Genomic DNA, 24,230 nt, shown 5'->3' on the forward strand with positions numbered 1-24,230 from the left:
CCTCAGCGGGCGAAGGGTTCGAGCATGACCGAGGCGGCGCGCAGCCAGGCCTGCCGCGTCTCCGGCTGGAGCTGGTGGTGCTCGATCGAGGAGCCGGTCTCCAGCGCCGGGTCGTACGGGACGACGGCGACGGCCCGGGTCCGGGTGGCGAAGTGCCGCTCGAGGTCGTCCTGAAGGGGGGACCGGCCCGCCGTCGGGCAGGAGATCAGGGTGACCGCGTTGTCGGCCAGCTCGCCCATGCCGACCTCGTGCAGCAGGTCGAGCATCCAGTCCGCGCTGAACGCGGCGTCCTCCCGGGGCACGGTGGTGACCACGAGCTGGTCGGCGGCCTGCATCACCGTACGCCAGTTCGGGCTCTCCACGTTGTTGCCGGTGTCCACGCAGATCACGTCGTGGGTGCGCCGCAGCAGCTCCAGCACCCGCTTGACGGTGAACTGGTCCAGTCGCTGGGCGAAGCGGGGGCTCTCCTCCCCGGCCAGCACGTCGTACGAGCCGTCGGAGGCGTGCCGCAGGTAGTCGTCGAGGCTCGCCAGCAGCTCCTCGCCCTCGCGGATCTCGATGTGGGCGAGGTCGGCGATCAGGTGCCGGATCGTCCGGGCGTGCCGGGCGCTGCCGGCCCGCAGCCCCAGGGTGCCGCGCAACTCGTTGTCGTCCCAGGCGAGTACGCCCCGCCCCCGCACGCCGCCGATCGTGGCGGCGGCGAGCACGGTCGCGGTGGTCTTGTGCACGCCGCCCTTCGGGTTGGCGAAGGCGATGACCCGGGGGCTGCCCAGCTCGCGCCGGAGCACCCCGGCGGCCCGCTCCGCCTCCGTGTCGGGGCTCTGCGGCCGCCACTCGATTCGGGCCGGGTAGCCCCGGTCGACCACCGCCGGCGGCTGGTACGCAGGCTCCGCCGGGAGCTGGTACGCGGGCTCCACCGGGAGCTGGTACGCAGGCTCCGCCGGGAGCTGGTACGCAGGCTCCACCGGCGGCTGGTACGCAGGCTCCACCGGCGGCTGGTACGCAGGCTCCACCGGCGGCTGGTACGCAGGCTCCGCCGGGAGCTGGTACGCGGGCTCCGCCGGCGGCTGGTACGCAGGCTCCGGCTGCTCGTACGTCGGCTGGGGGCGGTAGCCGCCGCCGTCGAGCAGGGCGTACCGGGACTCGGCCGGCGGGGGCGGTTCGGCCCCCCGGTAGCCGTTGTCCAGCAGGGCGTACCGGGACGGCATGGGCGGCCCGGGCTCGGCGCGGCGCGGCGGCGCCTCCGGCCCGGGGCGGCCCGGGGCGGCCCGCCACGACGGCGCGACCGGATACTGCGGCTGCTGGTGGGCCGGTTCGGCCGGGTACCCCGGGTCCACCCGATGGGCGGGGTCCACCCGGTAGCTCGCCCCGGCCCGGTAGCCGCCCTGGGTCGGCTGGGCCGGCTCGGCCGGATAGCCCGGGGTTGTGCCGTACCCGCCCTGCGCCGGCTCACCCGGATAGCCGGGCTCCGCGCGGTACCCGCCCTGGACCGGCTCGTCCGGGTAACCGAACTCCCCGCCGTACGGGGGTGGCTCGGCGGAGCGCCCGAGCGCCGACGCCCGACCCGCGTAGCCGTTGCCGGGCGTCCGGCGCGGCAGTGGCTCCGGCGCCGGCCCCGGGGGCAGCTCCTCGCCGCGGTCGTCGGCCTCGGCCTGCTCCGCGCGACCGCCGTGCCGGGCCCGGTCGAGCAGCGCCCGCCACCGCGGTGCTGGTTCGGCCGGCCGACCCCAGCCGGTCTCCGTGCCGTCCAAGGCTCGCCCTCCCCAGCGCCATCGATCTCGCCCTGACAGGCTACGAACGAAACCCTATGCGGACCACACCGGTCCGCGCACATCCTGGCCCGTCTTCGCCACTCCGGGATGGCCGCCCGGTCAGCCTCCGGCGGCGTCGGACGAGGTGGCGGCCCCGGGCGGGTCGGCGCCAGGCGCCGCTGACCCGGCCGCGGGTGTACGCAGCGTCACGTTCGGTGCCGCTTCCGACGTTTCACCACCGGGGGCCGGCGCACCGGTGGGCCCGCTGTCGGCCGGCGGGCGGGCCACGTCGTGCTGCTCGGGCAGCGGCGGGGTGAGGACCGCCCGGTCCAGGCGGAGCAGCTCGGGGGCCGGGTCGACGGCCCGGACCTGCGGCCGGGTGGCCAGCGCCCGCAGCGCGTCCGGCGCGGCCCGCACCAGCGCCGCGTATGCGCAGGCGCAGCCCGTCCGGTACGCCGCCGCCTCCCCCGCCGCGACCTGCGCCCCGGTGTCGTACAGCCGACGCAGTTCGGGGTCGGCGGCCCCGGCGCCCCGGGCGGCGTAGTCGGCGGCCTCCCGGTCCTTGCGCTCGGCCAGCCCGGCCATGCCGGCGACGACGTCCTGCGGCAGCCGCTGCGCGGGCAGGCGGACGATCTCGGTCTGCCGGCCGGGCAGGGGCGCCCGGACGACCACCTCCGTCACCGTCACCCCGGCGAGCAGGCCGGGCAACCGGTCCGGCGGCAGGTACGCCGAGAACGACACCAGCGCGTACGTCCCGGCCGCCGACGCGCTCGCCCGCAGGCCGGCCAGCTCCGCCCGCGCGTCCGCCAGGTAGCCGGGGACCGGATCGCCGGCCGCGATGCCCACCCGGGTCACCTCGCCCACCGTACGGTCGCCCACCGGCCGGTCGTGGCGGGTCGCCCAGCCCGCGGTGAGCAGCACGGCCGCCACCGCCAGCAGCGCGGCCGAGGTCAGCCAGCGGGGCCGCCGTCGAGGCCGGTCGCCGGCACCCGCCGGCCCTGGTCGACCGGAACGCGCCTCCCCGACCCGCGGCTGGCCGGACGGCGGCCGGCCCTGCTCCGGGTCGGCGGAGTACGGCGGTTCGGCAGCGCGCACCGGGGCGGACCCCCTCGTCAGATCGTCTCGGCCGGTCGCCGGGTCAGTCGCGGAGGGCCCGCAGCGCCCGGTCCAGGTCGTCAGGGTAGTCGCTGACGAACGTCACCTCGTCGCCCGTACGCGGGTGCAGGAAGCTCAGCGACCGGGCGTGCAGCCACTGCCGGGTCAGCCCGAGCCGGGCCGCGAGGGTCGGGTCCGCGCCGTACGTGAGGTCGCCCACGCAGGGGTGGCGCAGCGTGGAGAAGTGCACCCGGATCTGGTGGGTGCGACCGGTCTCCAGCCGCACGTCGAGCAGGCTCGCCGCCGGGAACGCCTCCAGCGTGTCGTAGTGGGTGATGCTGGGCTTGCCGCCCGAGACGACCGCCCAGCGGTAGTCGTGGTGCGGGTGCCGGTCGATCGGCGCGTCGATCGTGCCGCGCAGCGGGTCCGGGTGCCCCTGCACGACGGCGTGGTAGCGCTTCTCCACCTCGCGGTACTTGAAGGCCCGCTTCAGCGCGCTGTACGCCTGCTCGCTCTTCGCGACCACCATGACCCCGGTGGTGCCCACGTCGAGCCGGTGCACCACGCCCTGGCGCTCGGCGGCGCCGCTGGTCGAGATGCGGTGGCCGATCGCGGCGAGCGCGCCGATCACGGTCGGGCCGGTCCAGCCGGGGCTGGGGTGGGCGGCGACGCCGACGGGCTTGTCCACCACCACGATGTCGTCGTCGGCGTGGACCACCCGCAGCCCGGGGACCGCCTGCGGCACCACGGTCGGCGGGGCGGCCGGGGCCGGCAGCGTCACCTCCAGCCAGGAGCCGGCCTTGACCTTGTGCGAGTTCGCCCGGGCGGCGCCGTCGACCAGCGCGTCGCCCGCGTCGACCAGGGCCGCGGCGGCAGTGCGGGAGAGCCCGAACAGCCGGGCCACGGCCTGGTCCAGCCGCATGCCGTCCAGGCCGTCGGGCACCGGCAGGGAACGGTGGTCGCCACCCGTGGCGAAGGCGGAGGTCACGCCCGCTCCCGCTGCTCGACCGGCGTCTCGTCGGCGGCCTTCCTCGCCCCGACCCGGGAGCCGTCGCGCTGGCGACCGGTGAGCTCCAGCAGCACGGCCAGGAGCACGCCGCAGACCAGGGCGCTGTCGGCCAGGTTGAACACCGGCCACACCCGCCCGTACGGGTCGAACAGGCTGATCATGTCGACGACGTGGCCGACGAAGTGGCCCGGGGCGCGGAAGATCCGGTCGGCGAGGTTGCCGAGCGCCCCGCCGAGCACCAGCCCGAGCGAGATCGCCCACGGCACCGAGCGCAGCCGCAGCGCCATCCAGCCGATCCAGCCGATCACCGCGATGGTGATCAGGGGAAAGACCCAGGTGTGCCCCGAGCCGATGCTCCACGCCGCGCCGCTGTTGCGAGTGAGGCTGAGGTAGACCGTGCCGTCGAGCAGCGACACCGGCCCCCGGTCGGTGAGGGTCTGCAGGGCGAGGTGCTTGGTGAGCAGATCGGCCAGGAACGCGACCAGGGCCGTGCCGGCGAGGATCACGATCGCCCGACGCCGGGGCTTGCCGCCGCCCGGCTCAGCGGTGGCGGTTTCGGCGGGCGGTGTTGCCGTCATCTGCTCCCCATCGACGCTCTCGGCGGTGATGGCTCACCGCCCGGACCGGCCGGGGAGCGGGGATCAGCGCCGCTCCTCCAGCTGCTTGCACTTCACGCAGAGGGTCGCCGACGGGAAGGCGGCGAGCCGCTCCACCGGAATCGGGTCGCCGCACCGCTCGCACCAGCCGTAGGCGCCCTCGTCGAGCCGCTCCAGTGCCCGCTCGACCTGCGTGATCCGTTCCCGGATGCTGTTGGCGAGAGAGATCTCCTGCTCCCGCTCGAACGTCTTGGTGCCGGTGTCGGCCTGGTCGTCCCCGGCCGAGTCGGTCAGCCGGTCGCGCTGCAGCTCGGTGATCTCGCTCAGCGTCTGATCGTACTCGGCACGCAACTCGTCGCGCCGTGCCGCCAGGGCGGCCCGGATCTTCTCGGTCTCCGCGGCGCTGCGGGTGGCCCGGACCACGGGCTTGCGGCCGGCGGTCTTCGTCTCGGCTGGCTTCGCCATCGTCGCTCCCTCGCGCCGCGGGCACCGCGGCACGCCGCGGCCCCTGGACCAGGGGGCACCGGCCTGGCGCCCCCAGGTAACAAAACGGGCGCGCGGCAACGCGCCGCGCACTCCGGAGATTGGCAAGAATACGGAACGTACAGGCGTCCGACAACGTGCCGCACCGCCGCACCGCTATTCAGCCCCGAAAAGCCCTCAAATGGGCAAAAGGAACGCTAGCAGATCAGTCGCCGCGATCCTCGCCGTACTCGCCAAACCACCTGGCCAGGCGTCCCCGCCGGCTGACCGCGCGCAGCCGGCGCTCGGCCTCGTCCCGCACCCCGGCCGTGGCCACGATGAGCAGGCTGTCGCCGACCTTGAGCCGGGTGCCCGGGCCGGGCACGAAGCCCGCCCCGTCACGCAGCACCAGCGTCACCGACGCGCCGACCGGCAGCCGCAGCTCGTCCACGTGCACCCCGCCCAGCCGCGAGCCCGGGGGCACCTCCAGCTGCAGCAGGTCGGCCCGCATCCGCTCCAGCGGCGCGGTCTCCACACGGATCTCCGCCGCCTCGGCCGGCGCGGTCACGCCGAGCCGGCGGGCGACCGGGGCGAGCGTGCCCGCCTGGAGCAGCGTGAAGATCACCACCAGCACGAACACCACGTCGAAGAGGCGGCCCGCCCCCGGCACCCGCTCGGAGAGCGGGATCGTGGCCAGCACGATCGGCACCGCCCCGCGCAGCCCGGCCCAGGACAGGAACGCCTGCTCGCGCGGCCCGACCCGGAACGGCCAGGCGGACACCGCCACCGACAGCGGGCGGGCGACGAGCACCAGCGCCAGGCCCGCCACCACCGCGGGCAGCACCGCCGCGTCCAGCCGGCCGGGCGAGACCAGGAGCCCGAGCAGCACGAACAACCCGATCTGGGCCAGCCAGGCCAACCCGTCGGCGAAGCCCAGGATGGCCTGCCGGTGCGGCAGCCGGGCGTTGCCCAGCAGCACCCCGGCCACGTACACGGCCAGGAAGCCGGAGGCGTGCAGCACCGCCCCGGCGGCGTACGCGAGCACCGTCAGCCCCACCGCCGCGATCGGGTAGAGCCCCGCCGAGGGCAGCGCGGCCCGGCGCAGCGCCCACCGGCCGGCGATCCCCGCGCCCGCCCCGACCGCGGCGCCCACGCCCAGCTCGTAGCCGAGCAGCAGCCCCTCGTACCACCACGGGTGGGCGGCCTCCGCGCCCGACCGGGACAGCAGCACCACCAGCAGCACCACCGGGGCGTCGTTCATCCCCGACTCGGCCTCCAGGGTGGCGACCAGCCGGGGCGGCAGCCGCAGCCGGCGCAGCGTGGCGAAGACGGCGGCGGCGTCGGTGCTGGACAGCACCGCGCCGTAGAGCATGGCCAGCCGCCAGTCCAGCCCGAGCAGCAGGTGCACCGCGAGGCCGACCACCACGATGCTGACCAGGACGCCGGCTGTGGACAGCGTCGCCGCCAGGCCGAGCACCGGCCGCAGGGTGCTCCACCGGGCGGTCAGCCCGCCCTCGGCGATGATCACGATGAGCGCGCAGAAGCCCAGCGCCCGGGTCAGCTCGACGTCGTCGAACCGGATGCCCAGCCCGGACTCGCCGAGCGCCACCCCGAGCGCGAGGTAGACCAGCAGGCTCGGCAGGCCGAGCCGAGTGGAGAACCGGACGGCGCCGACCGCGACCAGCACCACCGCCGCGCCGAGCAGCAGCGCGACGTCGAGCCCGGGGCTCACGCCGCCCCGGGGCGGGCAGCCGTCACCGGCCGGACCCGTCGCGCAGCCGGCGCAGCGCCTCGGCCAGCTCCGGCGTCGGGCGTTCCACGAGGAAGAGCTTGTCGCGGCTGGCCGCGCCGGCCCGCAGGGAGACCGCCGCTGCCCGGACGCCGAGGGCGTCGGCGAGCGCCCGGCGGGCCGCCTCGGTGGCCCGGCCGTCGACCGGCGGTGCGGTCACGGCGACCACCAGGGCCGGCCCGTGCGGGCCGTCGTGCCGGCCGCCGACCCGGGCCCGGGCGGCGCCGGGCTTCACCCGTACGGCGATCGTGAGCGTGTCGTCCATAGGTCAGTGGGGCCGGGAATCGGCCAGGAGGGCCGTGTCCGGGGCGCAGCGGGCGCACGGGGTGAAGCCCAGCGCCACGGCCTCGGACACCGGCAGCGGCTCGACGTCCCGCCCGAACAGGTGCGGGCAGTCGGCGAGGTGGTAGCGGGGCCGGCCGTCCACCACCAGGACCTCGGCGTCGAGCCGGGCGACGAGCGTCGCGTCGGCGGGGGACACCCGCAGCGCCGGCGGCTCGTCGGGTGGCTCGTCGGGCGGCTCGTCCGTGGCCACGGACGCCTCGGCCGTCGGGACCGACGACCCGGGCGGTTGCCGCCACCCGGCGTCCTCGGTGCCGTCCGTCGCGGGAACGTGCTGCGTCGGGATGTCCGGCCCGGTCGGGGCGCGGGACCCGGGCGGAGGCCGGCGGAGCCGGGAGGCGTCGGCGTCGGACCGGCCCGCGGTCGCCCGGCTGGCGGCCACGCGGCGGGTGCCCGCCATCAACGCGAGGGCGGCCAGCAGGCTGGCCGCGATGGAGGTCGTCAGCAGGAGGCTGGAGCCACCCGCGAGACCGAGCACGAGAAGCACGACCGCGACGAGGATGAGCAGCAGGCTTGCGACAATCACAGCTCACCGTTACCTTTCAGTGCGCTCAAGTGAGCACATGGTTGGTAGTCCCGCCTTGCGGTGGGACGCCCGGGCGAGCGCCCAGTTGTGGGCGACGCGGGCGGCCCCGGCGTGCGCGTACACTGCCCGTTCCTGTCCCGGGGTGAGGTCGAGGGCGAACCGGTACGCCTGGATCGTCTTCACGTCGGGTCGTCCCCGGTGACGGCTTCAACGGCGCGGCGCGCACGGCTGGCAGCGGCACCCCGTCCGTACAGGCGCGCGCACAACGAGGTCACGATTTCGGTCACATCGCGCACGAGATCGTCGTCGACCACAGCCGGATCGGCAACCAGCACTCGGCGGCCCTGCGCAGCCAGCGCGGCTTCGACGTACTCGGCGGCGAAGCGGGCACACCGGTCTCGGTGCTCGACCACGATCGTCGTCACGGCAGGGTCACGCAGCAGCGCGAGGAACTTCTTCCGCTGCCCGTTCAGCGCTGACCCAACCTCAGTCACGACCTGGTCCACGGCCAGGCGCCGGCCAGTGGCCCAGACCGCAACCCGGGCGACCTGCCGGTCCAGGTCCGGCTTCTGGCCGGCTGACGAGACGCGGGCGTATACCACGGTCTTCCCGGCGTCGGATGCCGCGCCGGTCAGCGGTTCACCGACCATGATGAGACGGCCGAGCCGGCACGTGGGAACGGGCAGCGTGCCGGCCGCGTACCGCCGCCGCGCGGTCACGTATGAGACGCCGGTCGCCGCCGCCCATTCCTTCACGTTCACGACGAAACCATAACGCTATCTGTCGCTAAAGATCACCGATGCGCCAACAGTTGTCACCCCCGCCGCGTCGGGATTCAGGTGGTCGCCGCCGGCGGCCGTCGGGCGACGGCCGCCGGCCCGGCATCAGCGGCCGGACTCCAGCGCGCCGGAGCGGCCGCCGCCGTACGAGCTGGCGAGGCCGGCGGCGGCGAGGCCGTTGCTGCCGCCCACGGCACGGTTGCCCTCGCCCCGGGTCATCTCGGCCTCGAGGCCCTGACCCCGGCCGTCGAGGTCACGCAGCTGGCTCTCCAGGTACGCCTTGAGCCGGGTGCGGTACTCCCGCTCGAACTGCTTGAGCTCCTCGATGTGCTTCTGCAGCGCGGTGCGCTTCGCGTCCAGGCCGCCCATGGCCTCCTGGTGCCGCTGCCGGGCGTCGCGCTCGAGCGCGTCGGCCTTGGCGCGGGCCTCGCGGGTGACCTCCTCGGCCTTCGCGCGGGCCTCGGACAGCAGCTGGTCGGCCTCGCGGCGGGCGTCGGAGACGTGGTCGTCGGCGGTGCGCTGGGCCATCATCAGCACCCGCAGCGCCTGCTGCTCGCCGTCGCCGCCGACGGCCGGGCCGCCCTGGGCGCGGACCTGCTCCAGCTCGGCCTGCATCGCGCGGGCGGCCTGCTCGGCCGCCGCCTTGTCGCGCTGCACCCGGTCGAGCTGCGCCTTGACGTCGTTGAGCTCCGCGGCGAGCCGCGCGTCCCCACCGGGGCCGGCGGGAGCGCCACCACGGCCACCCCGCTCCACCTGGGCGCGCAGCTCGTTGTTCTCCTCGATCAGACGGGCGAGCTCACGCTCGACCTCGTCCAGGAAGGCGTCGACCTCCTCCTCGTCATACCCCCGCTTGCCGATCGGCGGCTTTTTGAAGGCGACGTTGTGGACGTCGGCCGGGGTCAGCGGCATCGAAACTCCTCGGGTCAGTTGCGGCCGCGTAGCGGGCTGGACCTGCGGGTGTTCACCCGAGGATCAGCCGCTTCAACACGAACTCCATCAGCACGAACAGAATAACCAGGAGCACAAGGGAGGCCAGGTCGATGCTCACGGTACCAATTCGCAGTGGAGGGATCACCCGCCTCAACGCCTTCAGAGGCGGATCAGTGACGCTCCACACGGATTCCAGTCCCGCCGTCGCCGCCCGTCCCGGCTGCCAGCGGCGACCGTACGCGAGGACCGCGCTGAGAACAAACCGGGCCAGGAGAAGGATCAGGAAGACGTACAGAATCAGGTACAGCACTTGCAGCAGGATCGACAACACAGCAGGCGACGTCCCTCGGTCGGGCGGGTCTAACTCAGGCTGAAGAACCCGCCCTCGGCGATCTTGGCCTTGTCCTCCGCGGTGACCTGGACGTTGGCCGGTGAGAGCAGGAACACCCGGTTGGTCACGCGCTCGATCGTACCCCGCAGGCCGAAAGCCAGCCCGGCGGCGAAGTCGACCAGTCGGCGCGCGTCCGCCTCGTCCATCTCGGTGAGGTTGATGATCACGGGAACGCCGTCGCGGAAGTGCTCCCCGATCGTGCGGGCCTCCCGATATGTGGTCGGGTGCAGCGTGGTGATCTGGTAACGCTGCTCCTCCTCGGGCGCGACCGCCCGCTCCCGGGGCTGGGCCTGCGGGGCCAGGGCGAGGTTGTCCCGGGTGTGGTAGCTCAGCGCGCCGGAGGTCTCGCCGGCGGAGCCGCGGGTGATCGACCGGACGCTGGAGCGCTCCGACCGCTCCGACCGCTCCGACCGCTCGGGCCGCTCCGGCCGGTCGGACTCGGCCCGGTCGGCGTCCAGCGGGCGGCTGGCCGAGCGCTCGGTCAGCCTGCCACGCTCGCCGGCCCGGGGCCGCGGCGCCGGCGGCTCGTCGGCCTCGTCGTCGTCCTCGTCGGCGAACTCCTCGGCGTACCGGCTGCCCTGCCGGTAACGCGAATCGCGGTAGCCACCCTTGTCGTAGCCACCGTCGTCGTACGCCCGCTCGTCGTCCTCCTCGACCAGACCGAGCCAGACCCCCGCCTTGCGCAGTGCGCCCATCCCCGCGCCCTTCCCGTCCGCCGTGCGGCACGCGCCCCCGTCGTGCCGTGTCGCTTCTCGCGAGTGGACATCTGATGCCCACCGGACCGGAACGGCAATCCCCGGCCCGCGTTTCGCGGTCGCGGGCCGTGCCCCCTTGACGTCGGGACGCCGTTCCTGAAACAACACTGATGTAATTTGCTTCTCTCGCGGTCAGGCTACCGCAGCGTGGAACGCATTCCGAGCAACGCGCTGCCGACGCGGACATGTGTCGCGCCGTACGCGATGGCGGTCTCCAGATCCCCACTCATTCCGGCGGAAAGCGCCACGGCTTCCGGATGGGCCGCGCGGAATCCGCCCGCGATCTCGGCCAGCCGGCTGAACGCCCGCTCCGGCTCCCAGCCCAGCGGCGCCACCGCCATCAGCCCGGCCAGCCGCAGCCGCTGGGCGCCGGCCACCGCCTCGGCCACCGGGCCCAGCCCGGCGTCCGGGTCGGCGGAGTCCGGCAGCGCCCCGCCGCGGGCCGGGTCGCCGTCGATGCTCACCTGGACCAGCACGGCCAGCGGCCGGTCCCGGCCGGCCACCGCCGCGGCGTCGAGCGCCCGGGCCAGGCGGACGCTGTCGACCGACTGGACGACGTCGGCGTACCGGACCACCGAACGGCACTTGTTGCGCTGCAACTGGCCGATGAAGTGCCACCGCGGGGTCGCCCCCGCGGCTGCCACCTCGGCGGCCTTGCCCGCCGCCTCCTGGTCGCGGTTCTCCCCCACGTCGGTGACCCCGAGTCCCGCCAGGGCGAGCACGTCGGAGGCCGGGTAGGTCTTGGTCACCGCGATCATGACGACCTCGGAGCGGTCCCGGCCGGCGGCCGAGCAGGCGTCGGCGATCCGGGTCCGGACCCGGGCGAGCCCGGCCGCCAGTTCGGCGCGGCGGTCCGGGCGGACCGTCGGGTGCGCGTCCGTCATCGGTGTGGTCAGGATCCGTTCTTGAGGAAGTCGGGCACGTCCACGTCGTCGAAGAGCACCCGGCGCGGCGACTGGGTCGGCGTCGGCATGGTGGTCTGCGGCGTCACGGTCGGGGTGGGCTGGGCCGGCTGGTTCTGGTTGCTCTTGCGGCCCGGCTCGACCGCCTTGTACGCCGGCGCGCCGCCGTCGAAGCCGGCGGCGATCACGGTGACCCGCACCTCGTCGCCGAGGGCGTCGTCGATGACCGCGCCGAAGATGATGTTGGCGTCCGGGTGGGCCGCGTCGGTGACCAGCTGGGCCGCGTCGTTGATCTCGAACAGGCCGAGGTCGGAGCCGCCGGCGATGGACAGCAGCACGCCACGGGCGCCGTCCATGCTCTGCTCCAGCAGCGGGCTGGAGATCGCCGCCTCGGCCGCCTCGACCGCGCGGTTCTCGCCCCGGGCGCTGCCGATGCCCATCAGGGCGCTGCCCGCGCCGCTCATCACGCTCTTGACGTCGGCGAAGTCCAGGTTGATCAGACCCGGGGTGGTGATCAGGTCGGTGATGCCCTGGACACCGGAGAGGAGCACCTGGTCGGCCGTGCGGAACGCGTCCATCATGCTGATGTTGCGGTCGCCGAGGGCGAGCAGCCGGTCGTTCGGGATGACGATGAGCGTGTCGCACTGGTTGCGCAGCTCGTCTATCCCGGCCTCCGCCTGCACCTGCCGGCGCTTGCCCTCGAACGAGAACGGCCGGGTGACCACGCCGATGGTCAGCGCGCCGAGCTTGCGGGCGATGTTGGCCACCACCGGCGCGCCGCCGGTGCCCGTGCCGCCGCCCTCGCCGCACGTCACGAAGACCATGTCGGCGCCCTTGAGCACCTCCTCGATCTCGTCGCGGTGGTCCTCGGCGGCGTTCTTGCCCACGTCCGGGTTGGCGCCCGCGCCGAGCCCGCGGGTCAGCTCGCGGCCGACGTCGAGCTTCACGTCGGCGTCGCTCATCAGCAACGCCTGCGCGTCGGTGTTGATCGCGATGAACTCGACGCCCTTGAGCCCAACCTCGATCATCCGGTTGACGGCGTTGACGCCGCCGCCCCCGATGCCGACGACCTTGATGACCGCCAGGTAGTTGTGCGGAGGTGTCATCTCCGGTCCTTTCCCTTCGAGATTGGCATGGGCCGACCCCACACGGCTTGGCCAGACCAGCGCCGACGGCCGCAGTTCCTCCATGAGGCCGAGAGCTGAACCCTCACCCTCTACTAGAGGCTTACAGTTATGTCAACCACTGATCCTCTTCGGGGCAACGTAAGCGGCCCCACGCCCGGAGCCAAGGACCCGCCCGGCGTGTCGCCGCCGGAGAGGGCCACGCCTCATTTCCCAGTCGGCGCACCGCCCACACCCGAGTGTCCGCTGATCCGCGGATCACTTGAACGTGACCACGTCCGGGGCGCTGACGTCGATCGTGTCGGCATTCCGACCGAGCAGGACGGTGGCCACCCGCGCCTTGTCCGCGCCCCGGGTGGCGTCGCCCCAGACCACGGTCCGGCCGCCCTGCAGCCGCAGGCTGATCCGGGCCAGCCCCTCCACGGTGACCTCGACCAGCCGGTCGCGCAGCTGGGGGGTGAGCGCGGCCAGCACCTCCAGCCCCGCCCGGGTGCCCGGGTCCTTCGGGCCCGGCCTGGCCACCCGCACCACCGGCAGGCCGTCCGGCGGCTCCGGCACCGTCCGGAAGACCACCCCGGACCGGTCCACCACGGCGAACCGGTCGCCCTGCGGCACCACCGCCACCGGCGTGCGCTCCACCACCCGTACCACCAGGGCGCCGGGCCAGTCCCGGGACACGGTGACCCGCTCCACGGGGGGGAGCCGGCCGATGCGCCGCGCGGTGGCGGCCAGGTCCACCCGGGCCAGCGGGTGGTCGTCCGGCACCGCGGCGGCCTCCCGGACGTCGACCGGGGTGACCAGCTCCACGCCCTCCACCCGCACCTCGCGCACCCCGAACAGGCCGGTGCCCAGCAGCGTCCAGGCGACCAGCGCGCCCAGGCCGAGCACCCCGGCCGCCACCGCCCAGGGCAGCGCGGCGCGCACCCGGCGCTGCCGGGCCCGGGCCATGAACCGGCGGGTGGACGGCGGCACGGCGTCCCTGTCGGCCCGGACCAGCTGCCAGCGCCGCGCCGGCCCGCGCCGGCCGCCGGGATCCGCGGCGCCGGTACGGCCGCGCGCCGGGCCGGGGCTCATCCGGCGGTGGCCGCCGTGCCCTCCGCGTCACCGGTGGCGCCGACCCCGGCGGCGTCCCCGGTGCGGGCGAGCAGGGCGTCGAGGAGCTGGTCGCCCATCAGCGAGATCGGCGGGGCGCCCATGGTCACCACCACGTCACCGGGGCGCGCCCGGCGGGCCACCTCGACCGGGGCGTCCTCCCAGGACTCCACGAAGACCTTCCGCTCCGCCGGCAGCGGCACGGCCTCGACCAGCGCGGCCGACCCCTCCCCCGGTGCCCGCAGCTCGCCGGGGCCGAAGACCTCCAGCAGCACCAGCTCGTCGGCGATGCCCAGCGCCGCGGCGATCTCCGCCTGCAGGTCGCGCGTGCGGTAGAGCCGGTACGGCTGGAACACCACGATCAGCCGCCCGTCGCCGGCCACCTCGCGCAGCGTCTGCAACGCCAGCGTCATGGAGGTGGGGTGGTAGGCGTACTCGTCGTAGACCAGCACCCCGTCCGCGACGCCCTTGCGCTCGAAGCGCCGGCGCACGCCGGGGAAGACCGCCAGCGCGGCCTCCGCCGCCTCCACGGGCAGCCCGAGCAGGTACGCCGCCAGCACCGCCGAGGCGCTGTTGAGCCCCATGTGCCGCCCCGGCACCGGCAGCCGGATCTCGCCCAGCGACCGGCCGTCGATCTCGGCCAGGTAGCGGACGCCCTGCGCGGAGGAGACCATCTCGGTCAGCCGCAGGTCCGCGTCGGGCGACTCGCCGTACGTGTGCACCCGGCGGCCCTCGGCGCGCAGCGTCTCGGCCAGCCGCCGCCCGCCCGGGTCGTCGGCGCAGGTGATGACGTACCCGGCGGGGTCGGTGAGCCGGGCGAAGTCGGCGAAGGTGGCCTCCAGGTTGGCCAGGTCGCCGTACGTGTTGAGGTGGTCGGCCTCGATGTTGGTGATGATCGAGACGTACGGGCGGTAGATCAGGAACGAGCGGTCGCTCTCGTCCGCCTCGACCACGAAGTGCTCTCCGGTGCCGTGATGGGCCCCCGAGCCGACCTCGGAGATCTCCCCGCCGATCACGAAGGACGGGTCGACCCCCGCCTGCTGGAGCACCATGGTGACCATCGAGGTGGTGGTGGTCTTGCCGTGGGTGCCGGCGACCGCCACCGTACGGCGGCCGGTCATCGCCGCGGCGAGCGCCTCGGAGCGGTGCAGCACCCGCAGCCCGCGCCGGCGGGCCTCCACCATCTCCAGGTGGTCCTGCGGGATCGCCGAGGAGTAGACGACCGTGTCCACGCCGTCCAGGTTGGCCGCCTCGTGGCTGGAGTGGATGGTGCCGCCCAGGGCGCGCAGGCCGGCCAGCGACGGCCACTCCCGCAGCTCGCTGCCGGAGACCGGCAGGCCCCGGGTGAGGAAGAGCCGGGCCAGCCCGCTCATGCCGACGCCGCCGACCCCGATCAGGTGGATCCGGCCCAGGTCCTCGGCGGTCAGGGTGCCGGCCGGGGTGAACTGCGCGGTGTTCATGACGGGTACCTTCCGGTCTCGACGGCTGCCCCGATCATTGGGCGACCGCCTCGTAGACGAAGTTCAGCAGCGCCTCGTCGCCGTCGCGGCGCCCGTACGCGGCGGCGGCGGCGCCCATCGCGGCGAGCCGGTGCCGGTCGCGGACCAACGGGATGACCGTCCGCTCCAGCCAGTCCGGGGTCAGCTCGGCGTCGTCGACGATCAGCCCGCCGCCGGCCTCCACCACGGGCAGCGCGTTGCGCTTCTGCTCCTGGTTGCTGTGCGGGTACGGCACGTAGATGGTGGGCAGCCCGATCGCGGCGACCTCGGCGCAGGTCATCGCCCCGCCCCGGCCGAGCATCAGGTCGGCGGCGGCGTAGCCGATCTCCATCTGCGACAGGTAGGGCAGGGTCACGTACGGCACGGGCAGGTCGGTGGGGATCGGCACCGGCTCGTTGCGGGCGCCCATCACGTGCAGCACCTGCACGCCGTTGCGGGCCAGCTCCTTGGCCGCGCCGGCGACGGCGAGGTTGATCGACCGGGCGCCCTGCGAGCCACCGGCGACGAAGAGCACCGGCAGGTCGGGGCGCAGCCCGAAGTGGGCCCGGGCGGCGGCGGCGTTGGCGGCCCGGTCCAGCCCGGCGATGCCCCGGCGCAGCGGCACGCCGACGACCCGCGCATCGCGCAGCGACTCGGCCTGCGCCGGCTGGTGCGGGAAGCCGACCGCGACGTGCTTGGTGAACTTCATCCCGAGCCGGTTGGCCACCCCCGGCGGCACGTTCACCTCGTGGATGACGATCGGCAGCTCCCGCCGCCAGGCGGCGAGGTAGCCGGGCACCGAGACGTACCCGCCGAAGCCGACCACGACGTCGGCCCGCACCTCGTCGATCACCTTGCCCGCGGCGCGGGCGGCCTTCCACATCCGGTCCGGGGTGCGGACCAGGCTCATGTTCACCGATCGGGGCAGCTGGTACGCCGGGATCTGCCGCAGGTCGTAGCCGGCCGGCGGGATCAGCTCGTTCTCCAGGCCGCGTGGTGTGCCGAGGCAGGTGATCCGGACGCCGGGGTCGTGTCGGCGCAGGCAGTCGGCGAAGGCGAGCAGCGGGTAGATGTGTCCACCCGTACCCCCTCCGCAGAGCACCACCGAACGCAGCGGACCCATCAGCGTCTCCTCTCGCTCGCCGCCCCGCGCCCGGCCCGGCTCGGCCGGGCGCCGCCGGATGCGGCCTGGTCGTCCTCGCGCCGCGACCGAGACCGGGGTACGGACCCACGGTCGACCGGTGGCGCCGCGGGTCGGCGGCGCCGGCCGGGAAGCGGCGGCAACGGGGCCCACACTAGTCGGACCCACCGGGCCGGCGGACGGGCATGCAGGGCTCGGGCCGCGTCAGGCTCCGCCCGGGCGAACGACGCCAGCATCCCGACGGCGGCCAGGGTCACCACCAGGGCGCTTCCGCCGTCGGAGATGAACGGCAGCGGCACGCCGGTCAGCGGGAGCAGGCCGATGACGCCGCCGATGTTGATGATCGCCTGCCCGACCAGCCAGGTCGTCGCGCCGGCCGCGGCGAGCCGGCGGAACGGGTCCTCCACCCGCCGGGCGATCCGCAGCCCGGTGTAGCCGAGCACCGCGAACAGGGTGATCAGCACGACGCAGCCGACGACGCCCAGCTCCTCGGCGAACACCGCGAAGATGAAGTCGTTGTGCGCCTCCGGCAGCCAGCCGAACTTGAAGCTGCTCTTGCCCAGCCCCACCCCGAACCAGCCACCGTGCTCGATCGCGTTGCGGCCCTGGACCAGCTGGTAGCACCAGCCCTCGAAGCACTTCTCGGGTTCGGGCGGATTGAAGAAGATGGTCAGCCGGGCGAGCCGGTAGTTCTCCTCACCCTTCGCCCCCGACCCGGCGCCGAGCGAGGCCGCGGCGACCAGCAGGCCGATCCCGATCAGCCCGACCACCGACAGCACGGCGAAGACCCGGGTGCGCACCCCGGCGGCCCAGAGCAGGCCGACCACGAGCGCGAGCATGCAGAGCATGCTGCCCAGGTCGTTGAAGCCGACCAGGACGAACAGCAGCGCCACCACCGGGAACAGCGGGGTGGCCAGCTCCTTCCACCAGCCCAGCCGGGCACCCTTGCGGGCCAGCAGGTCGGCCCCCCACAGCACCAGCGCGAACTTCGCCAGCTCCGAGGGTTGCAGCTGGACGCCGCTGACCTTCAGCCAGAGCAGCTCGGCCTCCAGCGGCCCGACCCGCTCGATCCCGAACAGCGAGTTCAGGGCCACCAGCAGATTCAGCAGGAGCAGCAGCGCCACCGCGACGCCGAGCGCCGTCCGGGCGACCGAACGGTACGTGCTGGCCGGCAGCCGCTGGCACGCCCAGAACGCCACCACGCCGATCACCGCGAAGATCGCCTGCTGGCTCAGGTCGACGAAGGCGCTGCCCTCCTCGGCGTAGTTCTTCACGCTGGTGGCCGAGAAGACCATGGTCAGGCCGATCACCAGCAGCAGGCCGGCGCTGGAGATCAGCAGGTAGTAGGACGCCAGCGGCCGGGCCAGCAGGCCGCGCAGCGCCGCCAGGCCGCCGGCGGCGTCCAGGCCGAAGGCCGGCGCGGGCGCCGGCGGGTCGGCCGTACGCCCCCCGCCGCCCGCGGCCCGCCGCGGCGGCGTGCCGGTCGTCGTCGTGCCCGCGTCTCGATCCTCCCCCACCCGCCCATCATGGCGAATGCGAACGGCCTGTTCGCGTCGAACGCCCCCGTCTCGGCGTGTCGCCGGAACGGAAGGGCCCCCTGTCGGCGCATTTCGCCCAGCAGGGGGCCCTGTCGACACGCGGAGGCGGCACCGGACGGCACCGGGCCGCCCCGACGAGCCCGGCCGGTCAGGCCGTGGCCGCGCCGGGTCAGGCCATGGCGGCGAGGAAGTCGCTGTAGAACAGGCCGAGCGCGATGGCCACCCCGATCCCGGCGATGATCCAGAACCGGACGACGATGTTGACCTCGCTCCAGCCGGCCAACTCGAAGTGGTGCTGCAACGGCGACATCCGGAAGACGCGCTTGCCGGTGGTGCGGAACGAGATGATCTGGATGACCACCGACATCGTGATGATCACGAACAGCCCGCCGATGATCGGCAGCAGCAGGATGGTCCGGGTGGACATCGCCATGCCCGCGATCAGGCCGCCGAGGCCCAGCGCGCCGGTGTCGCCCATGAAGATCCGCGCCGGGGAGGTGTTCCACCAGAGGAACCCCACGCAGGCCCCGGCCGCCGCCCCGGCGATCAGCGCGATCTCCAGCGGGTCCCGGACGGTGTAGCAGTAGTTGTTCGGGTTGGCGGTGTACGTCGGGTCGGCGCACCAGTGCCGGTACTGCCAGAACGCGATCAGCGCGTACGCCGCGAGCACCATCACCGAGGCCCCGGTGGCCAGGCCGTCGAGGCCGTCGGTGAGGTTGACGCCGTTGGTCGCCGCCATCACCACGAAGATGAAGATGACCACGGCACCGATCTTGGTGACGTCCAGCGCGGGGATGTCCCGGATGAAGCTCAGCGTCGTCGCGCCCACGGTCTCCGTGTTGGTCGCCGTGCCGCTGGCGTCGGTCATGCTGCTCGGGAAGTACAGCGCCACGACGCCGAAGATCGCGCCGACCAGGATCTGCCCGGCCAGCTTGCCCCGCTTGTTGAGGCCGCCGCTGTGCCGCTTGCGCACCTTGAGGAAGTCGTCGATGAAGCCGACCGCCCCGGAGAACACCATCAGCCCCAGCAGCACCAGCGCGGTGATCGTCGGCTCGACCTGGGCGATCTGGGCGTCCGGCAGCGTGGTCAGGGCGAGGTGCCCCGCGACGTACGCGATGACCGTGGCCAGGATGAAGACCACGCCGCCCATCGTCGGCGTGCCCTTCTTGCCCTGGTTGCTGGCAAGCCCGAGGGATCGGATCGGCTGGCCGGCCTTGAGCCGGGTGAACACCTTGATCGCGATCGGGGTGCAGAAGAGCGAGACGAGGAAGGCGACCCCGATGGCGACGATCACCGCCCTCACGAGGCGGCCCCGTTCCCGGCGGCCCCGGCACGCAGTGCGTCGGCCACCTCCCAGGTCCGGTACCGGGAGCCCTTCACCAGGACGACGTCGCCCGGTCGTAACTCGCTCCGCAGCACCTCGACGGCTGCCGCCTGATCGCTGAGCAGCACCGACTCTCCTCCCCAGTCCTCTACCGCTGTCGCGCCTTCGTGGATCGGCGCCGCCGGCTCGCCCACCACGAGCAGCCGGTCCACGCCCAGGTCGGCCGCGAGGCGGCCGACCTCAAGGTGCCCCTCCCTCTCGTACGACCCCAGCTCGGCCATGTAGCCGAGCACTGCGACGGTACGCCGCCCGGCGCCGAGCCCGGCGAGGGCCCGCAGCGCGACGCCCGTCGAGGCGGGGTTGGCGTTGTACGAGTCGTCGATCACCGTCACCCCGTCGGGACGGTCGAAGACGTCCATCCGCCGGGTGGAGACCAGCCCCAACGCGCCCAGCGCGGTGGCCAGCTCGGCCGGCGACATGCCCAGTTCCCGGCCCACCGCCGCGGCGGCGAGGGAGTTGGACACCTGGTGCCGGCCGGTGAGCCCCAGCCGCACCGGCGCGCTGCCCTCCGGCGTCACCAGCGTGTACGACGGCCGCCCCCGCTCGTCCAGCGCGACGTCCACGGCCCGGACGTCGGCGTGCGCCGCCTCGCCGTACCGGACCACGCGGGCGCAGGTGCGGGCGGCCATCGCGTCGACCAGCGGGTCGTCGGCGTTGAGCACGGCCAGCCCGTCGGCCGGCAGCGCCTCGACCAGCTCCCCCTTGGCCAGCGCGATGTTCTCCACCGAGCCGAACTCGCCGATGTGCGCCACCCCGACGTTGAGCACCACGGAGATCCGGGGCGGCACCACCTCGCACAGGTAGCGGATGTGCCCCACCCCCCGGGCGCCCTTCTCCAGCACCAGGAACCGGGTCTCCGGGCCGGCCTGCAGCGCCGTCCAGGGGTGGCCCAGCTCGTTGTTGGGCGACCCCGGCGGGGCGACCGTGGGGCCGAGCCGGGCGGTGAGCTGGCCGATCAGGTCCTTGGTGGTGGTCTTGCCGGAGGAGCCGGTCAGCCCGATCACGGTCAGCTCGGGCAGCCGCCGCACGGCCGCCCGGGCCAGCCGGCCCATCGCGTCGAGGGCGTCGGCGACGAGCACCATCGGCACCCCGGGCACCTCCCGGGTGCCGAGCACGGCCACCGCGCCGGCCTCGACGGCGGCGGCGGCGTAGTCGTGCCCGTCCACCCGCTCGCCGGGGAACGCCACGAAGAGCGACCCCGGGCCGACCTTGCGGGAGTCGTACTCCACGGAACCGGTGACCCGGGCGGCCGGGTCGGCGGCGAGCAGGCGGCCCTCGACGGCGGCGGCCACCTCGGCCAGGGTCAGCGGGATCACCGCAGGACCACCAGGTCGCCGCCGAAGCGGGCGCGCAGCGCGTCCGCCAACTCCGTCCGGTCGTCGAACGGCAGCACCTCGCCGGCCACCTCCTGCCCGCGTTCGTGCCCCTTGCCGAGCAGCGCGATGGCGTCTCCCGGCGCGGCCAGCCGGACCGCCTCGTCGATCGCCGCGCGCCGGCCGCCGACCTCGACGATCCGGGCCGGCGTGCCCGCCCGGTACGCCCCGGCCAGCACCTCGGCCCGGATCGCGGCCGGGTCCTCGGCGCGCGGGTTGTCGTCGGTGACGATCACGACGTCGGCCCCCTCGGCGGCGGCGGCGCCCATGGCCGGCCGCTTGCCCCGGTCCCGGTCGCCCCCGGCGCCGAGCACGCAGATCAGCCGCCCGCCGCTCAGCTCGCGCAGCGCGGCCAGGGCGGCCACGATCGCGTCCGTCTTGTGCGCGTAGTCGACCACCCCGCGCACCGGGCCGGCGGCGACCAGCTCCAGCCGGCCGGGCACCCCGCCGCAGGCGGCCACGCCGTCGGCGGCCGTGCGGGCGTCCACCCCGGCGGCGACCAGGGCGGCGATGGCCAGCAGGGCGTTGGCGACGTTGTGCCGCCCGGGCAGCGCCACCCCGGCCCGCACGGTCAGCCCGTCGGGGCCGTGCGCGGTGAACCGCTGGGCGTACCCCTCGCCGTCGACGTCGGTCGCGTACCAGGTGGCGGTGAGGTCGCCGGCGGCCGAGTAGCTGACCGTGGCCGGCTTGAACAGCGGGCGCAGCGCCGGGTCGTCGGCGTTGAGCACCTCGGCGCGGCAGCGCCCGTCGAACAGCAGCGCCTTCGCCGCGAAGTAGTCGGCGGAGTCGGCGTGGAAGTCCAGGTGGTCGGAGCCGAAGTTGGTGTACCCGCCGACGGTGAACCGGACGCCGCCCACCCGCCCCAGGGCCAGGGCGTGGCTGGAGACCTCCATGACCACGGCGGTGACCCCCCGCTCGCGGGCGGCGGCGAGCATCGCGTGCAGGTCGGTGGCCTCCGGCGTGGTCCGCACGCTGTCGACCACCACGTCGCCCAGCCGGGTCTCGACCGTGCCGATCAGCCCGGTGACGTGGCCGGCGGCCCGCAGCCCCGACTCGACCAGGTACGCGGTGGAGGTCTTGCCGGCCGTGCCGGTCACCCCGATCACCGTGAGCCCGTCGGTCGGGTCGCCGTAGACGGCGGCGGCGAGCGTGCCGAGCACGGCGCGCGGGTCGGACACCACCAGCGCCGGCAGGCCCGCCTCGGCCACGGCCGGCGCGCCCGCGGGGTCGGTGAGCGCGGCCACCGCGCCGGCGGCCCGCGCGGCGGCGGCGAACTCCGCGCCGTGCCGGCGGGCGCCGGGCAGCGCGGCGTACAGGTCGCCGGGGTGGACCTCCTGGCTGGCGTGGGTCACGCCGGTCACCGGGATGTCGGCGGCCCCGGGCGGGGCCTCGACGGCGAGCCGGCCGGCGACGTCGCCGAGCCGGATTCCTGTCACGGTACGGGGACGGAGATTCCCTGGCACGGCGTCAGACCCTACCCGGTCGCCCGGTCCCGACCGCACAGCCGCCCCGGTGGTTCGTCCCCACTCACCGATGATGTCCCTCCGTGCCTGGTCAGCGCGGAAAGACCTCGAACTTCGGGGTTTTGCCGTCCGTCGACGGCGGCACACGGTAGTGGCTCAGGGTGAAGCCCATGATCTGCCGGAAGGCCGGCGCGGCGACCGCCCCGCCCCCGCCGCCGGGGCTCCACACGAAGACCGCGACCACGTAGCGGGGGTTCTCCGCCGGGGCCATGCCGATGAACGAGCCGACCTCGCCGGGCTGCTGTTTGCCGTTGACGTAGCGCAGGCCCGTGCCGGTCTTGCCGGCCACCCGGTAGCCGGGCACCGCGGCGGCGCGCCCGGTGGCCCCCTCGACGGTGGTGACGGCCTCCAGCATGGTGCGCAGCGCGGCGGCGTTCTGCGGGCTGAGCACCGACCGGGTGACCGGCGGCTCGGCGGGCGTCCGCTTGCCGTCCGTGCCGCTGATCACCTCCTTGATCAGGTGCGGCTGGACGTACGTGCCGTTGTTGGCGATCGCGGCGTACGCGGCGGCCATCTGCAGCGGGGTCGCGTCGACGCTGTGCCCGATCGGCACCGACCCGTGCGACGAGTCGCTCCACTGGTCGGCGGGCAGCAGGCGGCCGCTGGCCTCCCCCGGCATGCCCTCCCCGGTGGGTTGGCCCAGCCCGAACCGCTTCTGGTAGTCGATCAGCCGATCCGGGCCGAGCTTGTCGGCGATCTCGATGGTCCCCACGTTCGACGAGTACGCGAGCATCCCGGCCAGGCTCATCCGCCGCCCGTTGGCCGGGTGGGTGTCCCGGAAGACGGTGTCGCCCTTGCGGATGGAGTTCGGCACCGGCAGGGCCGTGTCCGGGGTGACCACGCCCTCCTGCAGCGCCGCGCCGAACGTGATCGCCTTGTGCACCGAGCCGGGGTCGACCACGAAGCTGGTGGCGGCGTCCTCCCGGGCCGTCGGCTCGCTCTCCTCCGGCTTGGCCGCGTTGTAGCCGGGGTGGCTCGCCTGGACCAGCACCTCCCCGGTGGCCACGTCGAGCACGACGGCCGCCCCGACGCTGCCCCGGACCCGCTCCGTCTGGGCGGTCAGGATGCGCTGGCTCTGGAACTGCAGGTCCCGGTCGATGGTCAGTGTCAGGGAGCTGCCCGGCTTGGCCGGGGTGGTGCGGCTGTAGCCGCCGGGGATGGGGGCGCCCAGGTCGCCCTGGCCGGCCTCGTACACCCGGCGGCCGTTCTCGCCGCGCAGCAGGTCGTCGTAGCGGGCCTCCAGCCCCTCCAGGCCCACCATGTCCTGGCTGGTGAAGCCCAGCAGGTTGGCGGCCAGGTCGCCGCCGGGGACCTCGCGCCGCTCGTCGCGGTGCACGCCGATGCCGTCCAGGTCCAGCTCCATGATCCGCTTCGCGGTGGGGATGTCGACGCCCCGGGCCAGGTACTCGAACCGGGAGGCGACGCCACCCTCCAGGGTGCGCGGCTTCATCCGCTCCGCCAGCTCGGACACCGGCAGGCCGAGCAGCGGGGACAGCGCCCGGGCGGTCGCCGGGCGGTCCTTGACCAGGGTGGGGTCGGCGTAGACGTACCGGGCCTCGATGCTGTGGGCCAGCGGGGCGCCGGTGCGGTCGTAGATGGCGCCGCGCGGGGCGGGCAGGTCGACCCGGGTCAGCCGGTCGGGCAGGCCCGCCTCGGCGTACGCGGGGGTGTCGACCGCCTGGAGGAAGACCAGCCGGATGCCGATGGTGGCGAACAGCGCCAGCACGACCAGGGTGCCCAGGCGCAGGCGGCGGCGGGGGTCGGCCAGCCGGGGCGGCTTGCGCGGTTTGCGCGGGGACCGCCCGGGGGTGGGCCGGTCCGCGCGGCGCGGGCCCGGCCGGCGGCGCGGCGGCGCCGGCTCGTCGTCCTCGTCCGTCCAGGCGCCGCCCGGTCGGGGCTGGATCGTCCGGACCACCCCTGACCGGCCGCCCGGGGCGGTCTCGCGGCGGCCGGCGCGCGCGGCGCCGGCCCGGCCGCCGTCGAGCACCTGCAACGCCGGCCGGAACGGGTCGCCCGACCGGCTGCTGCGCGGGGTACGCCGCTGCTCGGCGGCACCGGACCCCGACCGGCCGGCCGCGCCCTGCTCGCGGATCGTGCGCCCCCGAGGGGTGTACGCCCGCGCGCCGGAGATGCCCCCGACGCCCGGCTCGCCGGAGCGCGGCTCGCCCCGCCCGGCGGCGCGTGACGAACCGCGCCGGGAGCCCGTGTTGGCGTCCCGGCGCAGTTCCTCCGACCTCGGTGGCACTGCGG

23 protein-coding genes are annotated in these 24,230 nt (G+C 74.7%); all 23 read right to left on the bottom strand.

All coding sequences use genetic code 11. From position 1 onward, the window contains the following. Window positions 1–2: 2 nt before the first annotated feature. The gene (locus ABGB16_RS24315; RefSeq protein ID WP_347670407.1) at window positions 3–1,751 is read right to left on the bottom strand and encodes an AAA family ATPase; all 1,749 of its coding nucleotides are present in this window, start codon (window positions 1,749–1,751) and stop codon (window positions 3–5) included. A gap of 120 nt (window positions 1,752–1,871) precedes the next feature. Further along, window positions 1,872–2,846 (bottom strand): hypothetical protein, encoded by a 975-nt coding sequence (locus ABGB16_RS24320; protein ID WP_347670408.1) that lies wholly within the window; start codon window positions 2,844–2,846, stop codon window positions 1,872–1,874. Window positions 2,847–2,889: 43 nt separating this feature from the next. Continuing rightward, window positions 2,890–3,834 carry an RluA family pseudouridine synthase gene (locus ABGB16_RS24325; protein ID WP_347670409.1) on the bottom strand — a complete coding sequence of 315 codons (945 nt, stop codon included), beginning with the start codon at window positions 3,832–3,834 and terminating at the stop codon, window positions 2,890–2,892. After that, window positions 3,831–4,433 (bottom strand): signal peptidase II, encoded by a 603-nt coding sequence (gene lspA / locus ABGB16_RS24330; protein ID WP_347670410.1) that lies wholly within the window; start codon window positions 4,431–4,433, stop codon window positions 3,831–3,833. Before lspA ends, ABGB16_RS24325 begins: the two co-directional genes overlap by 4 nt. A 63-nt stretch (window positions 4,434–4,496) precedes the next feature. After that, window positions 4,497–4,916 (bottom strand): TraR/DksA C4-type zinc finger protein, encoded by a 420-nt coding sequence (locus tag ABGB16_RS24335; RefSeq protein WP_347670411.1) that lies wholly within the window; start codon window positions 4,914–4,916, stop codon window positions 4,497–4,499. 223 nt (window positions 4,917–5,139) lie between these two features. Continuing rightward, the gene (locus tag ABGB16_RS24340; RefSeq protein ID WP_347670412.1) at window positions 5,140–6,645 is read right to left on the bottom strand and encodes a potassium/proton antiporter; all 1,506 of its coding nucleotides are present in this window, start codon (window positions 6,643–6,645) and stop codon (window positions 5,140–5,142) included. Window positions 6,646–6,667: 22 nt separating this feature from the next. Continuing rightward, window positions 6,668–6,967 carry a DUF167 domain-containing protein gene (locus ABGB16_RS24345; RefSeq protein ID WP_347670413.1) on the bottom strand — a complete coding sequence of 100 codons (300 nt, stop codon included), beginning with the start codon at window positions 6,965–6,967 and terminating at the stop codon, window positions 6,668–6,670. 3 nt (window positions 6,968–6,970) lie between these two features. Further along, a complete protein-coding gene (locus ABGB16_RS24350; protein WP_347670414.1) occupies window positions 6,971–7,570 on the bottom strand; it encodes a hypothetical protein in 600 nt (199 codons plus the stop codon). A 9-nt stretch (window positions 7,571–7,579) separates the two neighbouring features. Continuing rightward, the gene (locus ABGB16_RS24355) at window positions 7,580–7,753 is read right to left on the bottom strand and encodes a helix-turn-helix domain-containing protein (RefSeq protein ID WP_347670415.1); all 174 of its coding nucleotides are present in this window, start codon (window positions 7,751–7,753) and stop codon (window positions 7,580–7,582) included. Beyond that, window positions 7,750–8,331 carry an IS607 family transposase gene (locus ABGB16_RS24360; protein WP_347670416.1) on the bottom strand — a complete coding sequence of 194 codons (582 nt, stop codon included), beginning with the start codon at window positions 8,329–8,331 and terminating at the stop codon, window positions 7,750–7,752. The genes ABGB16_RS24355 and ABGB16_RS24360 overlap by 4 nt, the downstream gene beginning before the upstream one ends. A gap of 123 nt (window positions 8,332–8,454) precedes the next feature. Continuing rightward, on the bottom strand, window positions 8,455–9,258 hold the full coding sequence (locus tag ABGB16_RS24365; RefSeq protein ID WP_347670417.1) for a DivIVA domain-containing protein: 804 nt from the start codon (window positions 9,256–9,258) through the stop codon (window positions 8,455–8,457). Between the two features lie 52 nt (window positions 9,259–9,310). Then, entirely contained in the window at window positions 9,311–9,610 is a 300-nt protein-coding gene (locus ABGB16_RS24370) for a YggT family protein (protein WP_347670418.1), read from the bottom strand. Between the two features lie 29 nt (window positions 9,611–9,639). Then, entirely contained in the window at window positions 9,640–10,365 is a 726-nt protein-coding gene (sepF, locus tag ABGB16_RS24375) for a cell division protein SepF (protein ID WP_347670419.1), read from the bottom strand. A 197-nt stretch (window positions 10,366–10,562) separates the two neighbouring features. Next, on the bottom strand, window positions 10,563–11,309 hold the full coding sequence (locus tag ABGB16_RS24380; protein WP_347670420.1) for a YggS family pyridoxal phosphate-dependent enzyme: 747 nt from the start codon (window positions 11,307–11,309) through the stop codon (window positions 10,563–10,565). 8 nt (window positions 11,310–11,317) lie between these two features. Further along, window positions 11,318–12,433 carry a cell division protein FtsZ gene (gene ftsZ / locus ABGB16_RS24385; RefSeq protein WP_347670421.1) on the bottom strand — a complete coding sequence of 372 codons (1,116 nt, stop codon included), beginning with the start codon at window positions 12,431–12,433 and terminating at the stop codon, window positions 11,318–11,320. A 276-nt stretch (window positions 12,434–12,709) separates the two neighbouring features. Beyond that, window positions 12,710–13,525, bottom strand: a complete 816-nt coding sequence (locus ABGB16_RS24390; protein ID WP_347670422.1) for an FtsQ-type POTRA domain-containing protein — start codon at window positions 13,523–13,525, stop codon at window positions 12,710–12,712. Then, complete coding sequence (murC, locus tag ABGB16_RS24395) at window positions 13,522–15,003, bottom strand: UDP-N-acetylmuramate--L-alanine ligase (RefSeq protein WP_347670423.1); 1,482 nt, start codon at window positions 15,001–15,003, stop codon at window positions 13,522–13,524. The genes ABGB16_RS24390 and murC overlap by 4 nt, the downstream gene beginning before the upstream one ends. Before the next feature lie 34 nt (window positions 15,004–15,037). Beyond that, entirely contained in the window at window positions 15,038–16,144 is a 1,107-nt protein-coding gene (murG, locus tag ABGB16_RS24400) for an undecaprenyldiphospho-muramoylpentapeptide beta-N-acetylglucosaminyltransferase (protein WP_347670424.1), read from the bottom strand. After that, entirely contained in the window at window positions 16,144–17,550 is a 1,407-nt protein-coding gene (locus tag ABGB16_RS24405) for a putative peptidoglycan glycosyltransferase FtsW (RefSeq protein ID WP_347670434.1), read from the bottom strand. Before ABGB16_RS24405 ends, murG begins: the two co-directional genes overlap by 1 nt. 319 nt (window positions 17,551–17,869) lie before the next feature. Then, complete coding sequence (gene mraY / locus ABGB16_RS24410) at window positions 17,870–19,003, bottom strand: phospho-N-acetylmuramoyl-pentapeptide-transferase (RefSeq protein ID WP_347670425.1); 1,134 nt, start codon at window positions 19,001–19,003, stop codon at window positions 17,870–17,872. Next, complete coding sequence (gene murF / locus ABGB16_RS24415) at window positions 19,000–20,400, bottom strand: UDP-N-acetylmuramoyl-tripeptide--D-alanyl-D-alanine ligase (protein ID WP_347670426.1); 1,401 nt, start codon at window positions 20,398–20,400, stop codon at window positions 19,000–19,002. Before murF ends, mraY begins: the two co-directional genes overlap by 4 nt. Further along, complete coding sequence (locus ABGB16_RS24420) at window positions 20,397–21,959, bottom strand: UDP-N-acetylmuramoyl-L-alanyl-D-glutamate--2,6-diaminopimelate ligase (protein ID WP_347670427.1); 1,563 nt, start codon at window positions 21,957–21,959, stop codon at window positions 20,397–20,399. The genes murF and ABGB16_RS24420 overlap by 4 nt, the downstream gene beginning before the upstream one ends. A 52-nt stretch (window positions 21,960–22,011) precedes the next feature. Continuing rightward, entirely contained in the window at window positions 22,012–24,225 is a 2,214-nt protein-coding gene (locus ABGB16_RS24425) for a penicillin-binding protein 2 (RefSeq protein WP_347670428.1), read from the bottom strand. Between the last annotated feature and the right edge of the window lie 5 nt (window positions 24,226–24,230).

Source organism: Micromonospora sp. B11E3, from assembly GCF_039871625.1.
In the GTDB taxonomy this organism is placed as follows: Bacteria; Actinomycetota; Actinomycetes; order Mycobacteriales; family Micromonosporaceae; genus Micromonospora.

What these genes read in the sequence shown, in the direction of transcription:
- ABGB16_RS24345 (WP_347670413.1), bottom strand. Translation starts at nt 6,967, where the DNA reads ATGGACGACACGCTCACGATCGCCGTACGGGTGAAGCCCGGCGCCGCC.
- ftsZ (WP_347670421.1), bottom strand. Translation starts at nt 12,433, where the DNA reads ATGACACCTCCGCACAACTACCTGGCGGTCATCAAGGTCGTCGGCATC.
- ABGB16_RS24380 (WP_347670420.1), bottom strand. Translation starts at nt 11,309, where the DNA reads ATGACGGACGCGCACCCGACGGTCCGCCCGGACCGCCGCGCCGAACTG.
- ABGB16_RS24365 (WP_347670417.1), bottom strand. Translation starts at nt 9,258, where the DNA reads ATGCCGCTGACCCCGGCCGACGTCCACAACGTCGCCTTCAAAAAGCCG.
- murG (WP_347670424.1), bottom strand. Translation starts at nt 16,144, where the DNA reads ATGGGTCCGCTGCGTTCGGTGGTGCTCTGCGGAGGGGGTACGGGTGGA.
- ABGB16_RS24390 (WP_347670422.1), bottom strand. Translation starts at nt 13,525, where the DNA reads ATGAGCCCCGGCCCGGCGCGCGGCCGTACCGGCGCCGCGGATCCCGGC.
- murC (WP_347670423.1), bottom strand. Translation starts at nt 15,003, where the DNA reads ATGAACACCGCGCAGTTCACCCCGGCCGGCACCCTGACCGCCGAGGAC.
- sepF (WP_347670419.1), bottom strand. Translation starts at nt 10,365, where the DNA reads ATGGGCGCACTGCGCAAGGCGGGGGTCTGGCTCGGTCTGGTCGAGGAG.
- lspA (WP_347670410.1), bottom strand. Translation starts at nt 4,433, where the DNA reads ATGACGGCAACACCGCCCGCCGAAACCGCCACCGCTGAGCCGGGCGGC.
- ABGB16_RS24335 (WP_347670411.1), bottom strand. Translation starts at nt 4,916, where the DNA reads ATGGCGAAGCCAGCCGAGACGAAGACCGCCGGCCGCAAGCCCGTGGTC.